General features: G+C 57.7%; 16 protein-coding genes. 11 read left to right on the top strand and 5 right to left on the bottom strand.

Annotation, left to right across the window (positions count from 1 at the left end):
* Window positions 1–91: 91 nt before the first annotated feature.
* The 3 genes from HDE76_RS16085 (at window position 92) to HDE76_RS16075 (ending at window position 2,647) form a co-directional block, all read left to right on the top strand.
* The gene (locus HDE76_RS16085) at window positions 92–1,003 is read left to right on the top strand and encodes a CmcJ/NvfI family oxidoreductase (RefSeq protein ID WP_255481640.1); all 912 of its coding nucleotides are present in this window, start codon (window positions 92–94) and stop codon (window positions 1,001–1,003) included.
* 21 nt (window positions 1,004–1,024) lie between these two features.
* The gene (locus HDE76_RS16080; RefSeq protein ID WP_179478623.1) at window positions 1,025–1,648 is read left to right on the top strand and encodes a 2-hydroxychromene-2-carboxylate isomerase; all 624 of its coding nucleotides are present in this window, start codon (window positions 1,025–1,027) and stop codon (window positions 1,646–1,648) included.
* Between the two features lie 195 nt (window positions 1,649–1,843).
* Entirely contained in the window at window positions 1,844–2,647 is an 804-nt protein-coding gene (locus HDE76_RS16075; RefSeq protein WP_179478621.1) for an AraC family transcriptional regulator, read from the top strand.
* Here HDE76_RS16075 and HDE76_RS16070 read toward each other — a convergent pair.
* Window positions 2,644–3,522, bottom strand: coding sequence for an NAD(P)-dependent oxidoreductase (locus tag HDE76_RS16070; RefSeq protein WP_179478619.1), 879 nt, complete (start codon window positions 3,520–3,522; stop codon window positions 2,644–2,646). The two genes, HDE76_RS16075 and HDE76_RS16070, sit on opposite strands and share 4 nt — an antisense overlap.
* A gap of 434 nt (window positions 3,523–3,956) precedes the next feature.
* On the opposite strand from HDE76_RS16070, the gene HDE76_RS16065 reads away from it, so the two are divergent.
* Window positions 3,957–5,363, top strand: coding sequence for an MFS transporter (locus HDE76_RS16065; protein WP_184509048.1), 1,407 nt, complete (start codon window positions 3,957–3,959; stop codon window positions 5,361–5,363).
* A 459-nt stretch (window positions 5,364–5,822) separates the two neighbouring features.
* On the opposite strand, the gene HDE76_RS16060 is transcribed toward HDE76_RS16065, so the two are convergent.
* Window positions 5,823–6,572 (bottom strand): sulfite exporter TauE/SafE family protein, encoded by a 750-nt coding sequence (locus tag HDE76_RS16060; RefSeq protein ID WP_179478616.1) that lies wholly within the window; start codon window positions 6,570–6,572, stop codon window positions 5,823–5,825.
* An 81-nt stretch (window positions 6,573–6,653) separates the two neighbouring features.
* On the opposite strand from HDE76_RS16060, the gene HDE76_RS16055 reads away from it, so the two are divergent.
* Window positions 6,654–7,547: a LysR family transcriptional regulator gene (locus HDE76_RS16055; protein ID WP_184509046.1), complete on the top strand. Its 894-nt coding sequence runs from the start codon at window positions 6,654–6,656 to the stop codon at window positions 7,545–7,547.
* Window positions 7,548–7,737: 190 nt separating this feature from the next.
* Here HDE76_RS16055 and HDE76_RS16050 read toward each other — a convergent pair whose 3' ends face one another.
* The gene (locus HDE76_RS16050; RefSeq protein ID WP_184509044.1) at window positions 7,738–9,129 is read right to left on the bottom strand and encodes an MFS transporter; all 1,392 of its coding nucleotides are present in this window, start codon (window positions 9,127–9,129) and stop codon (window positions 7,738–7,740) included.
* A gap of 400 nt (window positions 9,130–9,529) precedes the next feature.
* Between HDE76_RS16050 and HDE76_RS16045 the strand changes: the two genes are divergently transcribed.
* The 6 genes from HDE76_RS16045 to HDE76_RS16020 all read left to right on the top strand — a co-directional run bounded on the left by HDE76_RS16045 (window position 9,530) and on the right by HDE76_RS16020 (window position 16,088).
* A complete protein-coding gene (locus tag HDE76_RS16045) occupies window positions 9,530–10,474 on the top strand; it encodes a LysR family transcriptional regulator (protein WP_255481639.1) in 945 nt (314 codons plus the stop codon).
* A 168-nt stretch (window positions 10,475–10,642) separates the two neighbouring features.
* Window positions 10,643–12,253: an MFS transporter gene (locus HDE76_RS16040; RefSeq protein WP_343205724.1), complete on the top strand. Its 1,611-nt coding sequence runs from the start codon at window positions 10,643–10,645 to the stop codon at window positions 12,251–12,253.
* 14 nt (window positions 12,254–12,267) lie between these two features.
* A complete protein-coding gene (locus tag HDE76_RS16035) occupies window positions 12,268–13,341 on the top strand; it encodes an HlyD family secretion protein (protein WP_184509042.1) in 1,074 nt (357 codons plus the stop codon).
* The gene (locus HDE76_RS16030; RefSeq protein ID WP_221262453.1) at window positions 13,338–14,840 is read left to right on the top strand and encodes an efflux transporter outer membrane subunit; all 1,503 of its coding nucleotides are present in this window, start codon (window positions 13,338–13,340) and stop codon (window positions 14,838–14,840) included. The genes HDE76_RS16035 and HDE76_RS16030 overlap by 4 nt, the downstream gene beginning before the upstream one ends.
* A 45-nt stretch (window positions 14,841–14,885) precedes the next feature.
* Entirely contained in the window at window positions 14,886–15,287 is a 402-nt protein-coding gene (locus tag HDE76_RS16025; RefSeq protein WP_179478606.1) for a hypothetical protein, read from the top strand.
* A 96-nt stretch (window positions 15,288–15,383) separates the two neighbouring features.
* Window positions 15,384–16,088 carry a winged helix-turn-helix domain-containing protein gene (locus HDE76_RS16020; protein ID WP_179478604.1) on the top strand — a complete coding sequence of 235 codons (705 nt, stop codon included), beginning with the start codon at window positions 15,384–15,386 and terminating at the stop codon, window positions 16,086–16,088.
* A gap of 198 nt (window positions 16,089–16,286) precedes the next feature.
* On the opposite strand, the gene HDE76_RS16015 is transcribed toward HDE76_RS16020, so the two are convergent.
* Both HDE76_RS16015 and HDE76_RS16010 read right to left on the bottom strand, forming a co-directional pair.
* Entirely contained in the window at window positions 16,287–16,919 is a 633-nt protein-coding gene (locus tag HDE76_RS16015; RefSeq protein ID WP_179478602.1) for a glutathione S-transferase C-terminal domain-containing protein, read from the bottom strand.
* A 68-nt stretch (window positions 16,920–16,987) separates the two neighbouring features.
* Complete coding sequence (locus HDE76_RS16010; protein WP_184509040.1) at window positions 16,988–17,815, bottom strand: PhzF family phenazine biosynthesis protein; 828 nt, start codon at window positions 17,813–17,815, stop codon at window positions 16,988–16,990.
* Between the last annotated feature and the right edge of the window lie 164 nt (window positions 17,816–17,979).

The raw sequence follows: 17,979 nt of genomic DNA, 5'->3' as shown, positions 1-17,979 counted from the left end.
TGTGAGAAAGCGAAAATTGCGGTTGAAGCCGGGAGGGGATGGGGGCTCAATGTATCCATACGCCGCCTCCTCGGCGCTCGCTGGAGCCGCTATGTCCATGGTCCCTGATCCATCCACGCATGCGTCGGATTCGCTTCCGGCCACGCTCACCGCACAGCAGTGGTTGGCACCATCGCCGCCGACGGTGCGGGCAACATTGAGTTACCTCGTACCCGGTGACGAAAAGCCGGTGCACTATTCCTACGAACCGCCACCCGGCGAGCCTTGGGAAAGCGGTCGCTACGAAGAAACGCAGATCAGCATCGGCGATGCTCGAATGCTGGCTGGGCAGCCCTCGATTCATCGCGAAGGTTTCGAGCTATGGGACGCCCCAACGGAGCTTCGAAATTACAACGACCCCGACGAGATCCGGCGTGCCTATTACCCAGAGCTAGAGGCACTTGCAACGCGAGTGACGGGAGGGCGGCGTGCCTACGTATTCGACCACCTCGTGCGCCAACGAGAATCGGATAGAGGGCCGCTTACTTTCGGCCGTTCGCAGCGCGGACAACATGCGGCGCCAAACGCTCGTATCCACAATGATTACACGGAGCAGTCGGGCCGGCGGCGACTGTCATTGGTACTGGGCGCCGATATTTCGGGGGACCCGATGCCACGTTATTGCATCATCAATGTTTGGCGTTCCCTGCGTGGTCCCGTGCTGGATACACCATTGGCCATATGCGACGCACGCAGCGTGGATGCTAGCGATCTGGTCGAGGCCGAGGTGCGCTATCCGCGGCGCAATGGAGAGATCTACCTTGCGGTGCGCGCGCAGCGCCACTCCTGGTGGCACTACTCAGGCCTGGATCGCCACGAGGCACTGGTATTTAAACAGTACGACTCCCGCCTGAGTGGCGTCTCGCGATTCGTGCCGCATGCCGCCTTCCTTCATCCCGAGGCGCCAGCGGACGCGTTGCCGCGCATCAGCATAGAGGCCCGTTGCCTCGTGTTGATGGACTGATCAACAGTAACGGAGCGAGTCATGATTGAATGCTGGTTCGATTTCGGTAGCAACTATAGCTACCTTAGTGTGATGCGCCTTGAGCAGGAAGCGGCGACGTTCGGAGTATCGGTCGCTTGGCGGCCGTTCCTGCTTGGGCCAATCTTCAAATCCCTCGGATGGGACAGTTCACCGTTCGCGCTGCAGGAGGCCAAGGGCAAGTATGTGTGGCAGGACATGCCGCGCCAATGCAGCAAATACGGCTTGCCATGGCGTCATCCCACTCAGTTTCCTCGTCGCGCACTTTTACCCATGCGCGTGGCGCTGCTTGGCGAAGATCAGCCTTGGATAGGTTCCTACTGCCGTCGCATCATCAGTATGAACTTTGCTGAAGACCGCGATATCGATACGGCGGATGCGGTGGGCGAGGCGCTCGCTGAACTCGACCAACCGGTGGAGCAGCTTTTGCATGAGGCACGCTCCGATGCAATCAAGCAGCGTCTGCGCGAGCGAACTGAGGAAGCTAGGGAGCGCGGCATTTTTGGTGCGCCAACTTTCTTGGCGGGCGGAGCTATGTATTGGGGAAACGACCGTTTGGAGGAAGCATTAGCCTTCGCGAAAGCGAGTGAGTCTACGTCCAAAGGGCCGTTGCTCAAGGACACCTAATATTGAAAAGTAGAAGCAGATAAACGCGCTCGACTTTGCTTATGATGGTTGCAGCGATAACGGGGAATCGTGGCGCTTTCTGTTGCATGCGCTCCGATTCGACATCCATGACCGCAACGTAAAAGAACTGGGATGAACTCTATCGTTGGTCGACGCAGCTTCTATAAACTAACTGCAAACGTAGCTTGAGAAAAAATGAACGTCGCTCGTGATCGCATCAAAATTGGCGCAAGTGGCGAAGGAATTGAGCGTTTGGAAGCAATGCTGCACGGCAATGCCTTTTCTCCTCACCGCCATGATTCGTACGCCATTGGCATCACGGTCGCAGGTGTTCAGACCTTTCGCTTCAGAGGTGCAAAATGGCATTGCCTGCCTGGGCAATGCCATATTCTTCATCCAGACGAGTTACATGATGGGGGCGCGGGCACGGACGAACCGTTTGGCTACAGGATGTTGTACATCGATCCATCGCTGGTGCAGCAGGCCTTACGTGGACAACCGCTACCTTTTGTACCCAATCCGGTGCTTGATCCTACGGGTTTGCTTGATGGAGAAGGTTCTGAGCTCTGGGACATCAATGGCAAAGTCGACGAGATCACACGCACGGAGCTAAGTGTCCTAGTCGCCAACCTTCTCGTTGGCGCTGCGCCCGGGGGCACTCGAGCTGGTGTGAGGTCACTGGACATAAAAGCTCTTCTACGCGTGCGAGAGTTTATCGCAGCTTATCCTTCTCAAATTCATTCCATGAAGGAGCTAGAGGTCTTGGCTGGCCTAGACCGATGGACCATTGCGCGTCAGTTCCGCGCTGCCTTTGGCACTAGCCCAAGTCGGTTTCGTACCCAGCGGCAACTGGATCACGTGCGTGACTTGATCAGAGGGGGATCGTCGCTCGTGGATGCATCGATCAAGGCCGGATTCGCCGACCAGAGCCATATGTCGCGACAGTTCAAGAGTACGTATGGACTGACACCGGCAAAATGGGCGTCGGCCATCCTTTAACCAGGCGTATCGGTTCGTGCTTCGATTGCTCGAAGAACAGCCACCATATCCGAGTAACCCAGGCCTAATGCTTGTGTCTCGCCGTAAAGCGCATGACAAGCATCCAGAAGCGGTGAGGCAAGTTGCGATTTCCTCGCAGCCTCGGCGATTAACTGATTGTTTTTCAGTACGTCTGTTATCCCTGCTTGTAGCGCAAAGTCCTTAGAAACAAGCTTCGATAGTTTCATCCGGGAAACGCCGCTTGCCATAGGTCCTGCGTCCAATATCGCGGCGAATTTCTCAAGGTTCAGCGCGTGCCGTTCAGCGAAATGGAACGCTTCAACCAGTCCCGTGACCATGGTGATCAGAAAAAGGTTCACTGAGAACTTCATCAATAATGCGTTGGGCACCGATCCGCAGTCGAACCATTGACGGCAGACTGGTTCAAGTAACGGCTGGATTGTCTCAACTGCCTCGGGGGCGCCAGCCAACATGGCAATTAACAGACCGTCCTCCGCTGGCTTTTTAGAGCCTGATACAGGCGCTTCGACATACCGTCCCTGGACTGCATCAATGTCTTGTTCCAGAAGCCTTGAATATTCCGGTGACACCGTGCCCATCTGCACAATGGTGCGCCCCCTGACCAGCGTCGCAAACTCGGGAGTGCCACGCTGCAACACTGAGTCGATCGCTTCTTCGGTGGCGAGCATCAGCACTACAATTTGAGTTGCTTCGAAGACATGCTCAGCCTTTTCGACAGCGCGCGCTCCAGCGGCAACAAGCGCGTCGGTTTTACCTGCCGTTCGGTTCCACACCACGAGCGAAATGCCCGCTCGTGCCATATTTAGCGCCATGGGCTCGCCCATTGCGCCAATCCCGATGAATCCCACCTTCATGCATGGCTCCAATGCTTTCTAAGATCCGCTACATAGAGCAAGCGAGGCGACCTAATGTTTGGGATCGTTTTTTTTTGCTCTAGCAGCGGCAAAGCTAGTCATGCGAAAGGGAGTTGTCTTGAAGGCTTGTGCATGAGAACTAGCCGAATAGGGTGATGAGGTATCGCGCATCATTGGCGCGCCCGAGCGGGTGCGTGTTTTTTTATTTGCACGTCTACTGTTGAAACGATAGATTGCCGTCATTCTTGAATGGCTGTCTGGTTATCAGCCATCGACGAGCGAATCGGCCAGAAATTTAGAGCGTTCGAGAGAGCTAAAGCTACCGAAAATCATGCCGTGCCCTCCTATGGACCTCAGCGAAAAAAAGAAATTTTCGATGAGGGGGCTCCTTTTAGTTGCGAATAGGCGCTTCGCGCCGCGTGGCGAGAAAACGAATGAACGGTCGTGTTGGTGACAATGTCGAGCAGATCGCCGTGAACGAGGCCGCCGACGATAAATCGAATGACGTATATGCACCGAGGGATAGGCGGCCGCCGAATCCAGATAGGTCTGAGTCGAAAGAATGGGGGCGCAAGCCCCCGTCGGAGGAATCGCTTGGCCGAAGCATTGAAGGCGATATAGTCAAACTCCCGCCGCGGCTATCGCGCCGATTGGGTTCACCAACGGTAGATAAGACCTGGCGAAAAATTATCCTGCTCTGGCTGACAGGCGTACTTGCGGCGGCGCAGCTCGCTAAGCTATCGGCACTCGCTCCCCTGTTGCGGACGCTGTTTGGGATGAGTCTGCCTAAGGCCGGCTTGCTCGTGTCGCTACTGGAAGCGGGCGGCGCGACGTTTGGTTTCGTTATCGGCTTAGCGCTATCGAGAATTGGTAGTCGCCGCTCACTGCTCACCGGCTTGGCGCTACTGGCCGCAGCTTCCGGCATGGAGGCTTTTGCGTCCGATACACAATCCTTGTTCATCGCCCGGGCCGTGGAAGCTGTCGGTTATCTGCTTGTGGTAATCGCTGCGCCAACGATGATTGTGAGTTTGGCGAGTGACATGGCGACACGATCAAAGGCACTCGCCCTGTGGAGCACGTTCGTTCCCGTCGGCGTCGCAGTGGGCAGTGGAATCACCGGGCTGGCAATATCCGTTGTAAGTCTGCGCTTCGTGCTTCTCCTTTGGGCAGTCATCATAGCGGTCAACCTCTTGGCCGCTATTCGGCTCGACGAGCTTCAAGTCGGCCGTCGTAGCGTTGCTATGCCGCCGCCCGCCGTCTGGCTGTTGGCGGCGGGCTTCGGCTGTTACACATTGTTCCTTTGTGCGCTCACTGCGCTATTGCCGAGCTTTTTCGTCGCGAGGTACGGCGCGAGCCTAAGCAACGCCAGCTTGATCGCGGGCGGCATCTCCCTCGCGGCCCTTCCAGGGGCCGTCATCGCCGTGAGGGGGATAGTTAGGCAAGAGGCCTCATTCAGTCGGATCCTACTCGTCGCCGGCACGGCTCTGTTGTTCGCTGCGGTACTGGCTCCGTTTGTTTACAGGATCGGAGGCCTAACATTGAGTGGCCTTCTGGCGGCATTCATTGTGGTTTTGAGTGGTATATCGCGCACCATCCTTTTTACCCGTATGCCCGTGCTCAGCGGCGCGACGGTCGCTGGCGATCCGCGAATCGCCGCGGCGAATGGACTGTTGACGCAATTCGGTGCCGCGGGAGCACTAATAGGTCCGCCCCTGGGTGCACTTGCAGTTGATCGATTCGGCTGGAGCGGCCTCGGCCTGCTTATTTCCGTAACGATGCTGACGTTGCTCGTGCTTCTTGTAAGCGCCGAGCGAAGCGCTATGCGTCGGCTGGGCACCTAAGCGGGAAAGGCGACTTCGATAGTCCGCTGCTGACTTAGTCCAAGCATGATTCTTAGGTGGATGGCGGCTTGAGCGTGCTGCATGGGCTTTAGTCGCGCAACAGTTCCGTCGCCCCCAGGCTAGTGACGGCTGCCACACTGATGATACTAAGCAATGCTGAAAGGGTTACTCGACTCGTCCTGCACAGTCTGGCCGCTGATCGCTCAGAGTGTCCGCTCCGTCGAAGCATAGTGAGAGCGAAGAATTGTTCCCTGGTCTGCAATAGCTGGGTACCCAGTGTGTCCGTGTCATCAGTGTAGAAGGGGTGCGAACCGATAAATTAAATGCTGCGAGGTAGCCGACGTCTAGCAGGATGCGATCGATATTTCGGGTAGCGTGTGATCGGCGCTCGTTATGTGGGATTGCGCTTGCGGCTAAAAATGGCGATTTGGACCGACCAGCCTTTCGTACTCATGACACTCAAAAATACGCACGCATGAAGAAACGAACGGTGATGGCTGCGGAAAGCAACAAAGTTGCGTTGCGTACAAGCGTTGGTTTGAGCCGACGTCCGAGATGCGCGCCAGCATAGCCGCCAAGCACCGCGCCCGATCCGACGAGCAAAGCTGCTTCCCAGCGCACGGTGCCTGCGACCGCAAAGCAGACGATCGCTATGGTGTTCGCCGCGGTAACCATCAACGTGCGAGGCGCGTTGAGCGCCTTGATGTCAGCGCTTTTAAGAAGGCCCCATGCTGCCATCATCATCAGACCAACGGCGCCGCCAAAATAGCCGCCGTATATGCCGAGCAGGAACTGGATGGTGAGAATCGTCGGTTTGCCTGCCGTCAGGTGGGCGCGCAACAAGACGCCTAAACGTGGGCCAAACATCAAAGCGAGTGTGGCGAGCAAAAGCAGCCATGGGAGAACACGATCGAACAAAACGCTCGGTGTCGAGAGCAGCAACAGGCTGCCGCCGAGTCCGCCAAGGAGTGTGACCACAAGCGTGGGAACGAGGGGTACGCCACAGATCGAACCCAGACCATCGCGATAGACCCAGGCGCTCGCCGCGCCGCCGGGGTAGAGTGCCACGCTGCTCGTAGCATTCGCCAATACCGAAGGAACACCACTGGCAACGAGCGCAGAAAGCGTCACGAACGAGCCTCCCCCAGCTAACGCGTTCATGCTTCCAGCCAGTATTCCGGTAAGTACGAGGAAAATTGATGCGTTCATTAGTTCTAGACTGACGAGACGGGCAGCTACTCACAATGCGGGATATGCGAGTGCAGCCTTCGTTTTGCCCGAAGGAGTTATATGCGATTCGATCTGGTGGACTTGCGCCTGTTCGTGGCGATCGTCGAAGCCGGCAGTATCTCTAGGGGGGCTGAAGCGTCGCATCTGGCGCTTGCCTCGGCCAGTGCGAGGATCAGCGGGATGGAAACGGCGCTTGGAGCCTCTCTGCTCGATCGCGGTCGGCGCGGCGTGATTCCAACGGCGGCCGGTCGAGCTTTGCTGCATCACGCGCGTGCGATCGGCAGCGCTGTGGAGCGGATGCGCGGTGATCTTAGAGGGTTCGCTACCGGTCTCAAGGGCGAGATCCGCATGCTCTCCAACACGGCGGCGCTGGTGGAACTCCTACCCGCTGCACTGCGCAGCTTCCTCGCTGCGCACCCCGACGTAGACATCGACATCGAGGAGCTGACCAGTGCCGACATTGTGCTAGCAGTAGCCGAAGGGCGTGCGGAGTTCGGGGTGGTGGCGAACACTACCGACCTTGCGCAGCTTGAGACCATCGCGCTCTTGTCTGACCGCCTAGTTCTGATTGCGCCCAACGCTCATCCGCTCGCTGGACGTGCCGTGATTAGCTTCGCCGAGTTGATCGATGAGCCATTCGTTGGCTTAAGCGCGGGCGCCCTCTATTCGCATCTTGCCGATCATGCCGCCCGGCTCGGTCGTAGAATCAACTATCGAGTGCGGCTACGCAGCTTTGATGCTGTCACTCGACTGGTAGAGGCCGGAATCGGACTTGGCATAGTGCCGATAACAGCGGCAAAGTCTTGTCGTATGGGCAGCGTCGCGATCGTACCGCTTCTCGATGAATGGGCAAATCGCCAGCTACTGATCTGTGCGTCCGATTTTACGGCGTTGAGCCGACATGCCCAACTCTTCGTGGACGAGATCGTCAGAGAGGCAAAAGAAGACAAGTAACGTCTGTTGCCTCAGACGGCGACTCGATGAGCAGATGGGTGCAGTCAAAGCGGGAACTGATTGGTATGGCCGAGACTGCGTAACTTTCATGAAGACTATTTAGAGGTTTCGCGCCGGCAGTCCAAGAATTTCGATGGCGCTTATTCGGTTTCTCAATTTCACCAGCGTGCAACACCTAGGCCAAAGAGATCTAACTGAGATCATCGCGACTATGCGTGCTTTGCATGGAGGCTAGACGCCAAATCAACGCCGCCGCGATCGATACACCGACTGCTACCCACAGTGCAGAGTGCATGCCGACCTCGAACGGATGAAAAGTTGCAATGAGTGTTCCAAAGATGGCAACGCCTAATGCGGCCCCCGTCTGCCGCGCAGAATTGAGGACGGCAGCAGCGACGCCGGCACGGTTCTTTTCGACGGTTCCCATGGCCGGAGCCGTCGCTGCTGGAGAGACGAAGCCAGAGGCAAGGCCGATCGCCAGCAGAGGCGCAATGGCAAGCCAGTAAGGCGATGAACGGCTTGATGTGAGCATGCCGAGCGCACCGATGGCGTAGAAGCCGAACGCCGCGCACATTGACCAGCGCTGCCCCCATAGCTTCACCATGCGGCTGGAGACAATGCTTCCCACTGCGACCATCGCCGTCATCGGTAGTAAAGCGAGCCCAGCCTCTAAGGGAGAATAGCCCCGCGCCTGCTGGTAATAGAGGCTGGTCACAAAGAGCAGGCCGTAAAACACGAAAGCGGAGGCCATAGAAACGCAAGTGGATCCCGTAAAGACACTGTTCTTGAAAAACGAGAGCGGCAGCATCGGATGCGCGTTTCTCGCCTCGGTCATAAGGAATGTGGCCGAAGCTAAAATCGTGACGACGATGCCCGCTACGATCCAGAAAGAGCCCCACCCGAGCATTCGGCCTTCGATTAGTACGCCGATGAGCGCACCGAGCGCAATCATCGCAGTCAATTGCCCTACTGGATCGAAGCGGCTGACCTGGGCGGGCCTTGGGTCACGTGCAATGCGCCACGTCATCCATAATCCAACCAACCCAATTGGCACATTGACGAAGAAGATACTTCGCCAGTCCAACAGGCGGATTAGAACACCACCCACTAATGGACCGGCTGCCATGGCGACACCGCCGCATCCCACCCATATGCCGACTGCACGTGCTCGCTGCTCGGCATCGGGAAAGGCATGGTTGATTAGCTTCAGCGAACACGGCACCAGCATGGCTGCACCCATTCCCTGCAAGACACGGGCAGCTATAAGACTCGGCAAATTTCCCGCTATCCCGCAGATCGTCGAGGCGAGCGTGAACACCACCAAGCCGCCGAGATAGACGTTCCGCGCTCCCCAGCGATCGCCTAACGTGCCACCCGTCAACAGCATGCTGGCAAACGCCAACGTATAGGCGTTCATTACCCATTGGAGACCTGCGATTTGCGTCTCCAGCGATACCGAGATGCGATGCAGGGCGACATTGACGATCGACGTGTCCAAAAGCACGACAATGTAGCTGACGCTGGTTGCCGCTAGAACGCGACGTTGGAGAGCGCCACTCCTTTCCAGACTCGGCACGTTCATACAGATCGCTTGTTCAAGACGAGCATTTTTAGAGCGACCCAATTCCCATAGACCTGGTGACAGGGGATTACCCCATTCGTGATGTCTATCATCTCAAAATGGTTAATCTGGTTGCCTCGGGGCCGGTGGAATGCGGCATCGCTACTTTCGTTCATCGTTATTTCCCATGAGGTTGACGATCCGAAGTCTGGGGCGTGTCTCGACAAGTATGTTTCGATACACATCGAAACGTCTGAGCAGCTTCGGCGGTTCGGGAGGTCATCCAGGGGAACCATCGGACGGTGCAAAATGCTGTATGCGCCAGTGTTGAAGACGATCACAGGCTACCCGGTGCGGGCACCGTTGGAGATACCGCGCCGTGCCCGGCTGTGCTGCATAAAGCGCATGACTAAGTGCAAATATGATCAGCAAAAGAGACTTACAATTGCCGTTCATGCAATCACCCGACCTCAACCTCCTGTTCGCGCTGGATGTCCTGTTGGAGGAGGGGTCGGTAGTAGGCGCAGCCAGGCGAATGAATCTGAGCGCCCCGGCCATGAGTCGTACGCTTGCCCGTATCCGCGAAGCCGTTGGCGATCCGATCTTCGTCAAGGTCGGGCGCAGGATGGTGCCGACGCCGCGCGCCCTGGCGATGCACGAGCAGGTTCACAGTTCAGCGGAAAGTGCACGCCAGCTCCTGAAACCGGAGCGGGAGGTAGACCTTTCGGCTTTGAAGCGTCACTTCAACCTGCACGCCAACGATACGTTCATCAGCGCCTTCGGCCAGGCGCTACTGAGTCGTGTTCGGCGCGAGGCTCCCCATGTTCTGCTGCGCTTTTCGCCCGAAAGCGAGTCGGAAGATATGGTGCTACGCGACGGCAAGGTCGATTTGTACATCAGTGCGATGCGATCGATGGGTGCGGAAGTTCATGTGCAGACTTTGTTCACGACGAAGTTCGTCGGGTTGGCACGCGACGATCATCCCATCTTCCAGAAAGAAATCACTCCGGAGCGATTTGCCCTCTACGACCAAATCAGCGTGTCGCGCCGTGGGCGAGCGACTGGCCCTATCGATACTTCCCTGCAAGCTCTCGGCCTGTCACGCCAGGTTTCGCTGGTGGTTCCAACCTTTCATTCTGGAGTCTTCATGCTGGAAACGTCCGACTTGATACTGGCGTTGCCCGAGCACGTGGCTTGGGCTGTCCAACGAATGGGGATTCGGGCGCGCGCCTTCTCTTTGCCGTTGCCTCTTGAAACGGTCGTCATCGTTCAAGGATGGCACCCTCGGTTCCAGAGTGATGGAGCGCACCGTTGGTTGAGGCGAATTGTCCGCGAAATCTGCACAGCAGGCGCGCCTATCAACTAGACATCGCCTCATCGTGCGTTCAACGCACGACAGTAGTGCAAACATTTCAATTTTCTGATTGATTTGCCGTTCCTAAACTTCCGTCATTCATTCTGAAAACGGAAGGTCTGCGGTGAGCCCTCTTTCACTCTCGAATGCAAAAGACGGCCCTTTTCAAGGGAGAGAGGCGTGAGCAACGCTGTCGTCGCCTCGATCTTGGCTCCAACGCCCAAGAAAGCATCGGCGCCGGCTACGCCGCCAGCTGTGGTCGGCGCACGTATCCTGACCGGACTGGCCGGCGTGCTGCTCGCCGTCGTGATTGCACAGCTCAATGACCACGTTACCGAAGTGGCCATGCCCGACATTCTCGGTGCGCTGGGCGTGAGCCATGACGCTGGCACATGGTTGATCACGGTCTACCAGATCACCCAAGTCTCGGCGATGATGTTCGCTCCCTGGTGTTCTGGAACGTTCTCGCTGCGGCGTTTCACGATCGGAGCCGTTGCTGCGTTCGCCTTGCTTGGCGTTGCTTTTCCGTTCGTGCCGACGCCTGGCTGGCTGCTTCCATTGCGCGCGTTTCAGGGTCTGGCCGGAGGCTGCCTACCGCCCATGCTGATGACGGTCGCGCTACGTTTCCTACCGCCCAGCATCAAGCTCTACGGCTTGGCCGCCTATGCGTTGACAGCCACCTTCGCGCCGAACCTCGGCTCCCCTCTGGCGGCGCTGTGGACTGAATACGTCGGATGGCGCTTTCTGTTTTGGCAGATCGTTCCGCTCTCCCTTCTGTCGATCGGAATGATCACTTGGGGACTGCCGCAGGACCCGCTGCGCCTGGAACGCTTCCGCCAGTTCGACTGGCGCGGCGTGGTGTTCGGCTTCCCGGCCATCGGCATGCTCGTGACGGCGTTCGGGCAGGGCACCCGACTTGGCTGGAACGATTCGCCGCTGATCTGCCTCTTGTTCATCGTCGGCTCGATCATGCTGGTGTTCTTTCTCGTCAATGAATGGTTCCATCCGTTGCCGTTCTTCAAGATCCAGTTGCTGGCGAGGCGTAACCTGACGCATGCGCTGATCACGCTTGGCGGTGTCCTGCTTGTGCTGGTCGCCGTTCCCGGCATTCCTTCAAGCTACCTGGCCGAGGTACACGGCTATCGGCCGCTTCAACTCGCCCCACTGGCGCTATGTGTCGCGTTGCCGCAACTCGCCGCCTTGCCCGCCGTGGCAGCCCTGTGCAACATCCGCCGTGTCGACTGCCGCTGGGTTCTGGCGGCGGGGCTGGCACTGATCTCATGGTCGTGCATGGTCGGCAGCTTCATGACGTCGGACTGGATACGCGACAACTTCTACGCCTTACAGGTCATCCAGATCTTTGCGCAGCCGATGGCCGTAATCCCGCTGTTGATGCTGGCCACCAACGGCATGACACCAATGGAAGGCCCATTCGCGTCAGCCTGGTTTAACACGGTCAAGGGTTTTTCCGTCGTCGTTGGCGCGGGCGTGACCGAGGGCTTTACGACTATGCGCGAACATTTTCACTCGAATGTGCTGGTTAACCAATGGGGCAACCGTCCTTACGTCCTCGGCCTCACGCAGCAAGCACGGCCTGGCCTGTCAGGGCCGGATCATCGAGCGATGCTTACGCTGGTCCGTCTACATATCCGGGAGCAAGCGCTAGTCCTCGCCTCCGCGGATGTGTTCCGTCTGATGGCCATCGTGTCGATCGTTCTCATTGTCCTTATCCCCTTCGTCGCCACTCGCATTTTTCCGCCAGGCTCTGTGGTCGATGGCGCTTCCCGTTAGAGGTTTGATTACCCATGTTTGAATCCATACAAAAAAGGAAGCTATACGTTGCCGTTGCCGTTGCCGTCTTAGTACTCGGCGCAAGCGTGGTGTCGGCCGCTCGTGTCTGGGCCACGTCGGGACAGATGACCAATGATGCCTTCGTCAGTGCGGATTTCACGGTAGTTGCGCCGCGTGTGGCAGGACAGGTCAGCGGGCTCGATGTCGAGGACAACCAGAGTGTGCACAAGGGGCAGCTGCTGGCCCAGATTGATGACCGCGACTATGCGGCTGCTGTGGCGTCCGCCGAAGCGAACGTATCGATGGCTAGGGCTGCTATCGATAATGTATCTGCGAGCATCGCCCAACAGCAGTTCGTGATCGATCAGGCAAGCGCAGCGCTCGCTGGGGCGCATGCAAGGTATGCCTTTGCGCGCGCAGATTTTGATCGCTACGCCGATCTTGCCCGACAGGGTGCGGGCAGTGTCCAGAATGCGCAGCAGGCCCGTTCGCGTATCGACTCGGCCCAGGCTGATGTATCGCGCAACGAGGCAAGTCTTAGGGCGGCAAGGCAACAGGTTGCCGTGCTACTCACGGAGCGCGAACGCGCCGGAGCAACGCTCCAACACGCTCTAGCCATGCTGGATAGCGCGCGCCTAAACCTGTCCTGGACGCGCATCGAAGCACCCATCGATGGGGTGGTTGGGCAGCGGTTGGTAAGAGTTGGCGCCTACGTGACGCCAGGCACCCCGCTGCTTGCCGTCGTGCCGCTGCAACAGGCCTATGTGATCGCCAACTTCCAGGAAACCCAGTTGACTAACGTGCGGCCAGGACAAAGCGCCGATATACGGGTGGACACTTGGCCGAGCCATCTCTTGCACGGAACTGTGAGCAGCTTTGCTCCTGCCACCGGTGTGACGTTCGCAGCGATTGCGCCGGACAACGCGACCGGAAATTTCACGAAGGTCGTCCAGCGCATTCCTGTCAAGATCATGCTGCGCAGAGAACAGCCGATGCTCGACGAGTTGAGGGTGGGTATGTCGGTCGAAGCGACCATTCATACGCAGGATGGCGAGGCCTCTGCGGAAAGCAGAGTTGCGGCGCGATGAGGCTGATGACCTTGAGGACGGCCATTGCGGCTGCCATGCTCGTCTTGGTGGGATGCACCACCATTGGTCCCGATTTCCAACGGCCGGTCGTTGTTTTGCCCGATCGGTGGTCGGTCAGTGCTGTACAAACATCAAACGGCAAGGATCTCAGTAATTCCGATGCCCGCTGGTGGACGGTCTTCAGAGATGCAGAATTGTCTTCGCTGGTGGAGCGAGTGGCTGGAGCGAACCTCGAAGTGGAGATGGCGACGACCCGATGGATGCAGGCACGGGCTGCGCGGCGAATGACCGGGGCGGACGCCGAACCCTCCGTTGGCGCGTCGGCCTCGTACCAACATGCACGGTCTAGCCAGAATGGCTTGCTGGATATTTCCGGCCTGAATGGCAAGAAGGATTACAACGTTTGGCAATCCGGATTCGACGCATCTTGGGAGCTCGATCTTTGGGGGCGCGTGCGCCGCGAAATCGAGTCCGCCGACGCGTCTGCAGAAGCGAGTGCCGATGTGCGGCGCGGCGTATTGCTGTCCGTGTTTGCTGAAACTGCGCGCGACTACATACAACTACGGGGCGTGCAGGCTCAGCAGACCATTCTTCGACAGAATCTGGACGTCGCACGTCACGCTCTCCGTTTGACGCAAATTCGGCTTGCCGACGGTGTCGCAACGCACCTTGAAACGGCTGAAGCATCCGCCCAGGTTAGCGCCATAGAGGCACAACTGCCGGCACTAGAGAACGACCAGTTGCGACTCATCAATGCGCTCAGTTACCTGGTGGGCAGGCCGCCGCGCGCACTTGAGAATGAATTGCAGGCTGTTGCGCCGATTCCGCCGGTACCACCAGCGGTGCCGCTCGGGCTGCCGTCCGAACTGGCAGAACGTCGCCCGGACATTCGCTCAGCCGAGGAACGATTGCATGCGGCGACGGCCGATATTGGCGTAGCCGTCGGCGATTTCTACCCGCGTATCGCGCTCTCGGCCGACGCAGGCCTCCAGGCGATGCATTTCAGCGACCTGGATTCATGGAGTTCGAGAATGTTTGGTGTGGGTCCGGCGCTCAGTGTGCCGATCTTTGAGGGCGGTCGTCTGAAGGAACAACTTGCATTGCGCAAGGCACAACAGCAGGAAGCGATGATCGGTTTTCAGCGCACCGTGCTCGCAGCTTGGCATGAGGTGGACGACGCCATGAGCGATTACAAAACGCGCCAGGAACGCCACGATAAGCTGGCCGCGACGGTCGATCAGTATCGTATCGCGCTAGAGAACGCCAACCGCCAGTACGTAGCCGGCGCAACGGATTTTCTTCAGGTGCTAACCGTACAGAAAGATCTGCTCGCTACGCAGCAGGCACTCGCGGTGAGTTCGACCGACGTCTCCGAGTCACTCGTCAGTTTGTACAAGGCACTCGGTGGTGGTTGGGAGACGACCTTTCCTTTAGCGATATCTGTATCCGTGCCCACTGAGTTAGCCAAGACACCTGTCGCAGCGGGAAACGGGATCTAAGGCTCTCAAGAGATGACCCTTGTTCCGTGCATGGAGTAATAGACGATGCGTATCGGACCTCAAATATTCATCATCCACGACGTTACTCAGTTTCCGTTCGTCGTTTTCAACGAAGACGCGGCGCAATCTGGATATGCGAGTCAATGGAAAGAGGAGATGGCCGCCCTCATGGAAAATGGTCAGTTTTTCGTGGTGGTATATGACCAGCATCGTATGGAAGAAAGTCATGAAGATCGCAAGCGCCGCGGTATCTGGCTGAAAAACAACAAGGGCCCGCTGGGCCGCGTCTGTAAGGCGCTTATCAGCATCGAGCCGGATGAGGGGCTGCGTGCCCAGGTCAAAGCCATGTCCGATATGGCTGTCAAAGCGTTCGGCATTCCACACGAGGTCGTCTCCACACGCGAGGAAGCGTTGGCTCTCGCCCATCGACTTATCGCTCAAAAATGATCGAGCGTCAGCTTGCACATGCCGCGCGGGACATCGAAACGTGTGAGCAGCTTCGGTGGTAGCTTAACGAGCCTTCGATGGAGTTTTTCGATAGATATGCAGCCGAATATCGCATCCGCCGCTTTCTTGATCGCCGATCCGGCTCGTGCTGCCATGCTCATGAGCTTGCTCGACGGACGTTCGCGGCCCGCCGGCGAGCTGGCCTTTGCCGCTGGCGTCACACCGCAGACAGCCAGTTCGCATTTGAGCAAACTCCTTGCGGGCGGCCTGTTGATGGTCGAAGCGCAGGGCCGACACCGTTACTACCGGTTGGGTGGCTCTCACGTTGCTTCCGCGCTGGAAAATCTCTCTATCATCGCCGTGACAGAAGCTACGCGGAGTAAGCCACCTAGTAAGGAAGCGCAAAGGCTTCAGTTCGCGCGCTGCTGCTACGATCATTTGGCCGGGCGCATCGGCGTCGCCATAACCCGCGGCCTACAATCGCGTGGATTTCTTCTTGTCTCAGCAGACAATCGATACGAAGTCACGCCAGCTGGCGTCGAATGGTTTTTTAGCATGGGTCTGGACGTCATGGCACTCAAGCCAAACCGTCGCGGCCTCGCTCGACAGTGTCTCGATTGGACCGAGCGGGAGCACCACCTTGCCGGCCCGTTGGGTGTGCAATTCATGAGCTTGCTATGCGCAAATGGTTGGCTGCGGCGTTCTAAATTATCGCGTGCGGTTCGTGTTACGGAGAAAGGATGGGTTGGCCTGAAAGAGCAGCTGGGTGTTGAGAACGGTCTGCTCGTACCCGTCGCATAATTGTCAATTCTCGCCTGGCTCCGCGCTAGTTGTCGGCTTTACGAGTAAAGACGCACTTGTTGCGCGACATTTGGAGGGCGTTTAATTTCACTCAACCGAATAACCTGGCTGCCGCGATGGCCGGCTGGGCTTCGCGGATAAAACATGTTCACCGGCAGGATTGCCCTGGGTGTACCGCTTACGCGGGACCTGAAACTTTCAAATCAGTTCCTCGTTGGCGTGGGTTCGAAAGTGAGGCCGGGCTCTGAGCCGCTCGTAATAGGCCGCGACGCTGGGTAAGTCGGGGCGTTTGATTTTCGTGCCAAGCCATCGGTGAATCGAAACTCCGAGCACGATGTCCGCCAGGGTGAAACTGTCTCCGGCAGCAAACGCGCCTGTCTTTTCAAGCTGGGCGTCAAGAATTGCCATCTTGCTATTCCACGCTTCGATGCTGGCTGCGATGGAGCCCGTATCTGTATAGCCTGGTCTGCGGCGCTGCAATGCCAGAAAAGCATATCGCCATGAATCGTTAAGGTCGGTCGCTTGCCAATCCATCCAGCACTCGACGTTTGCCCGGCCACGGGGTGTGATGGGCAACAGGTCTTCGCGGCCTGCTTCGCCAACGATGTAGCGGCAAATCGTATTGGATTCCCACAGTGGCCCGGACGTATCGACAAGGATCGGGAACTGGGCATTAGGGTTGAGCGCGTGCAGCTCGACGATTCGTGTGGGAGATAGCACATCCTCCCAGGCTTCAAACTGATAATCGCGATCAATTTCGTCAAGTGTCCACAGCACCTTCCTGACGTTTATGGATGCGCGTCGCCCCAAGATACGTAAAGTCGATGTCATCATTTTCGCCTTTATTGTGTTTTGTGATCGCACGGAGCGAAGCTTTAACGAAGTCGGCGCCAAGTGCTTTAAATGTCGCGGGCCCTTCCGTAAACGAGAGCGCTGCCCCCTGCTAAGACCGGCGCTTGCGCGTACAGCAAGCACGGCACCCCCATTTCCTCGCCTTGGAGAATTTCAATATGATCGGATTCTCGGTGGCCGAGTTTCTGGAGATAAGCGACCAGCGCTGCCGCAGCGGCACCTGTGGCAGGATCTTCATAAATGCCACCTGCCGCGAATGCATTTCGAGAACGGAACCGACTAGCGGACGCCCGGAACACCAGGCAGATCGTTGTGAGGTCCCACTGGCGCATCACGTCTGCCCCGACCTGCAAATCGTAATTCATTCCCACGAGCTGCCCGTAGTCCCAAAGTGGGATTAGAAGATGGCGAGCACCGGCTTCGATGACGGCAGTGGGGAGCTGAGCATCAAGATTGGAATTGGACAGGGAAAAAAGCTTGAGCGAAGCCTCTAAGAGCTCGGCGGAAGCCGGTTCGCTATGGGTAGGCGGAGAGTGGAGCGTTGCGCTCATGTTTCCCGATTCAAACCTTCCCTCCACCCGGACAATACCGGCGTTTGACTGCAGCACAAACGACCCGCTCCCTTCACGACGTGCAAGGGTGGCGCCGAGCGCGATGGTGGCGTGACCACAGAACGGCACCTCGACTTGCGGTGCAAAGTAGCGAACACGGTAGCCCTCCAGAGAGGGAGCGGCGAAGACTGTTTCCGAGTAACCCAAGCCGGCTGCGATCATCTGCATACGTTCGACATCCGGAAGAACCTCGCATACGACTACACCCGCTGGATTTCCCCCCTTGCCGTCTCGCGTGAACGCCGCGATGCGATGTACTTCCAACGCCAACTCCTCGATCGAAAATGTCTTTCGTTACTGTTCTAGGCTTCTACAAGCACTCGCATGGACTGGTCGTCGGAGTGCCTAATGACCCGTTATAGATCGTAGATTTCGCGGAAAGAAACGACGCTGAATCTCATCCGACCTAAGTCTTGGTGAATCCCGAG

Source organism: Rhodanobacter sp. ANJX3 (assembly GCF_014200755.1).
Taxonomy (GTDB): domain Bacteria; phylum Pseudomonadota; class Gammaproteobacteria; order Xanthomonadales; family Rhodanobacteraceae; genus Rhodanobacter.
The sequence above is the reverse complement of the archived record's forward strand: the minus strand, read 5'-3'. Positions and strand labels throughout refer to the sequence as shown.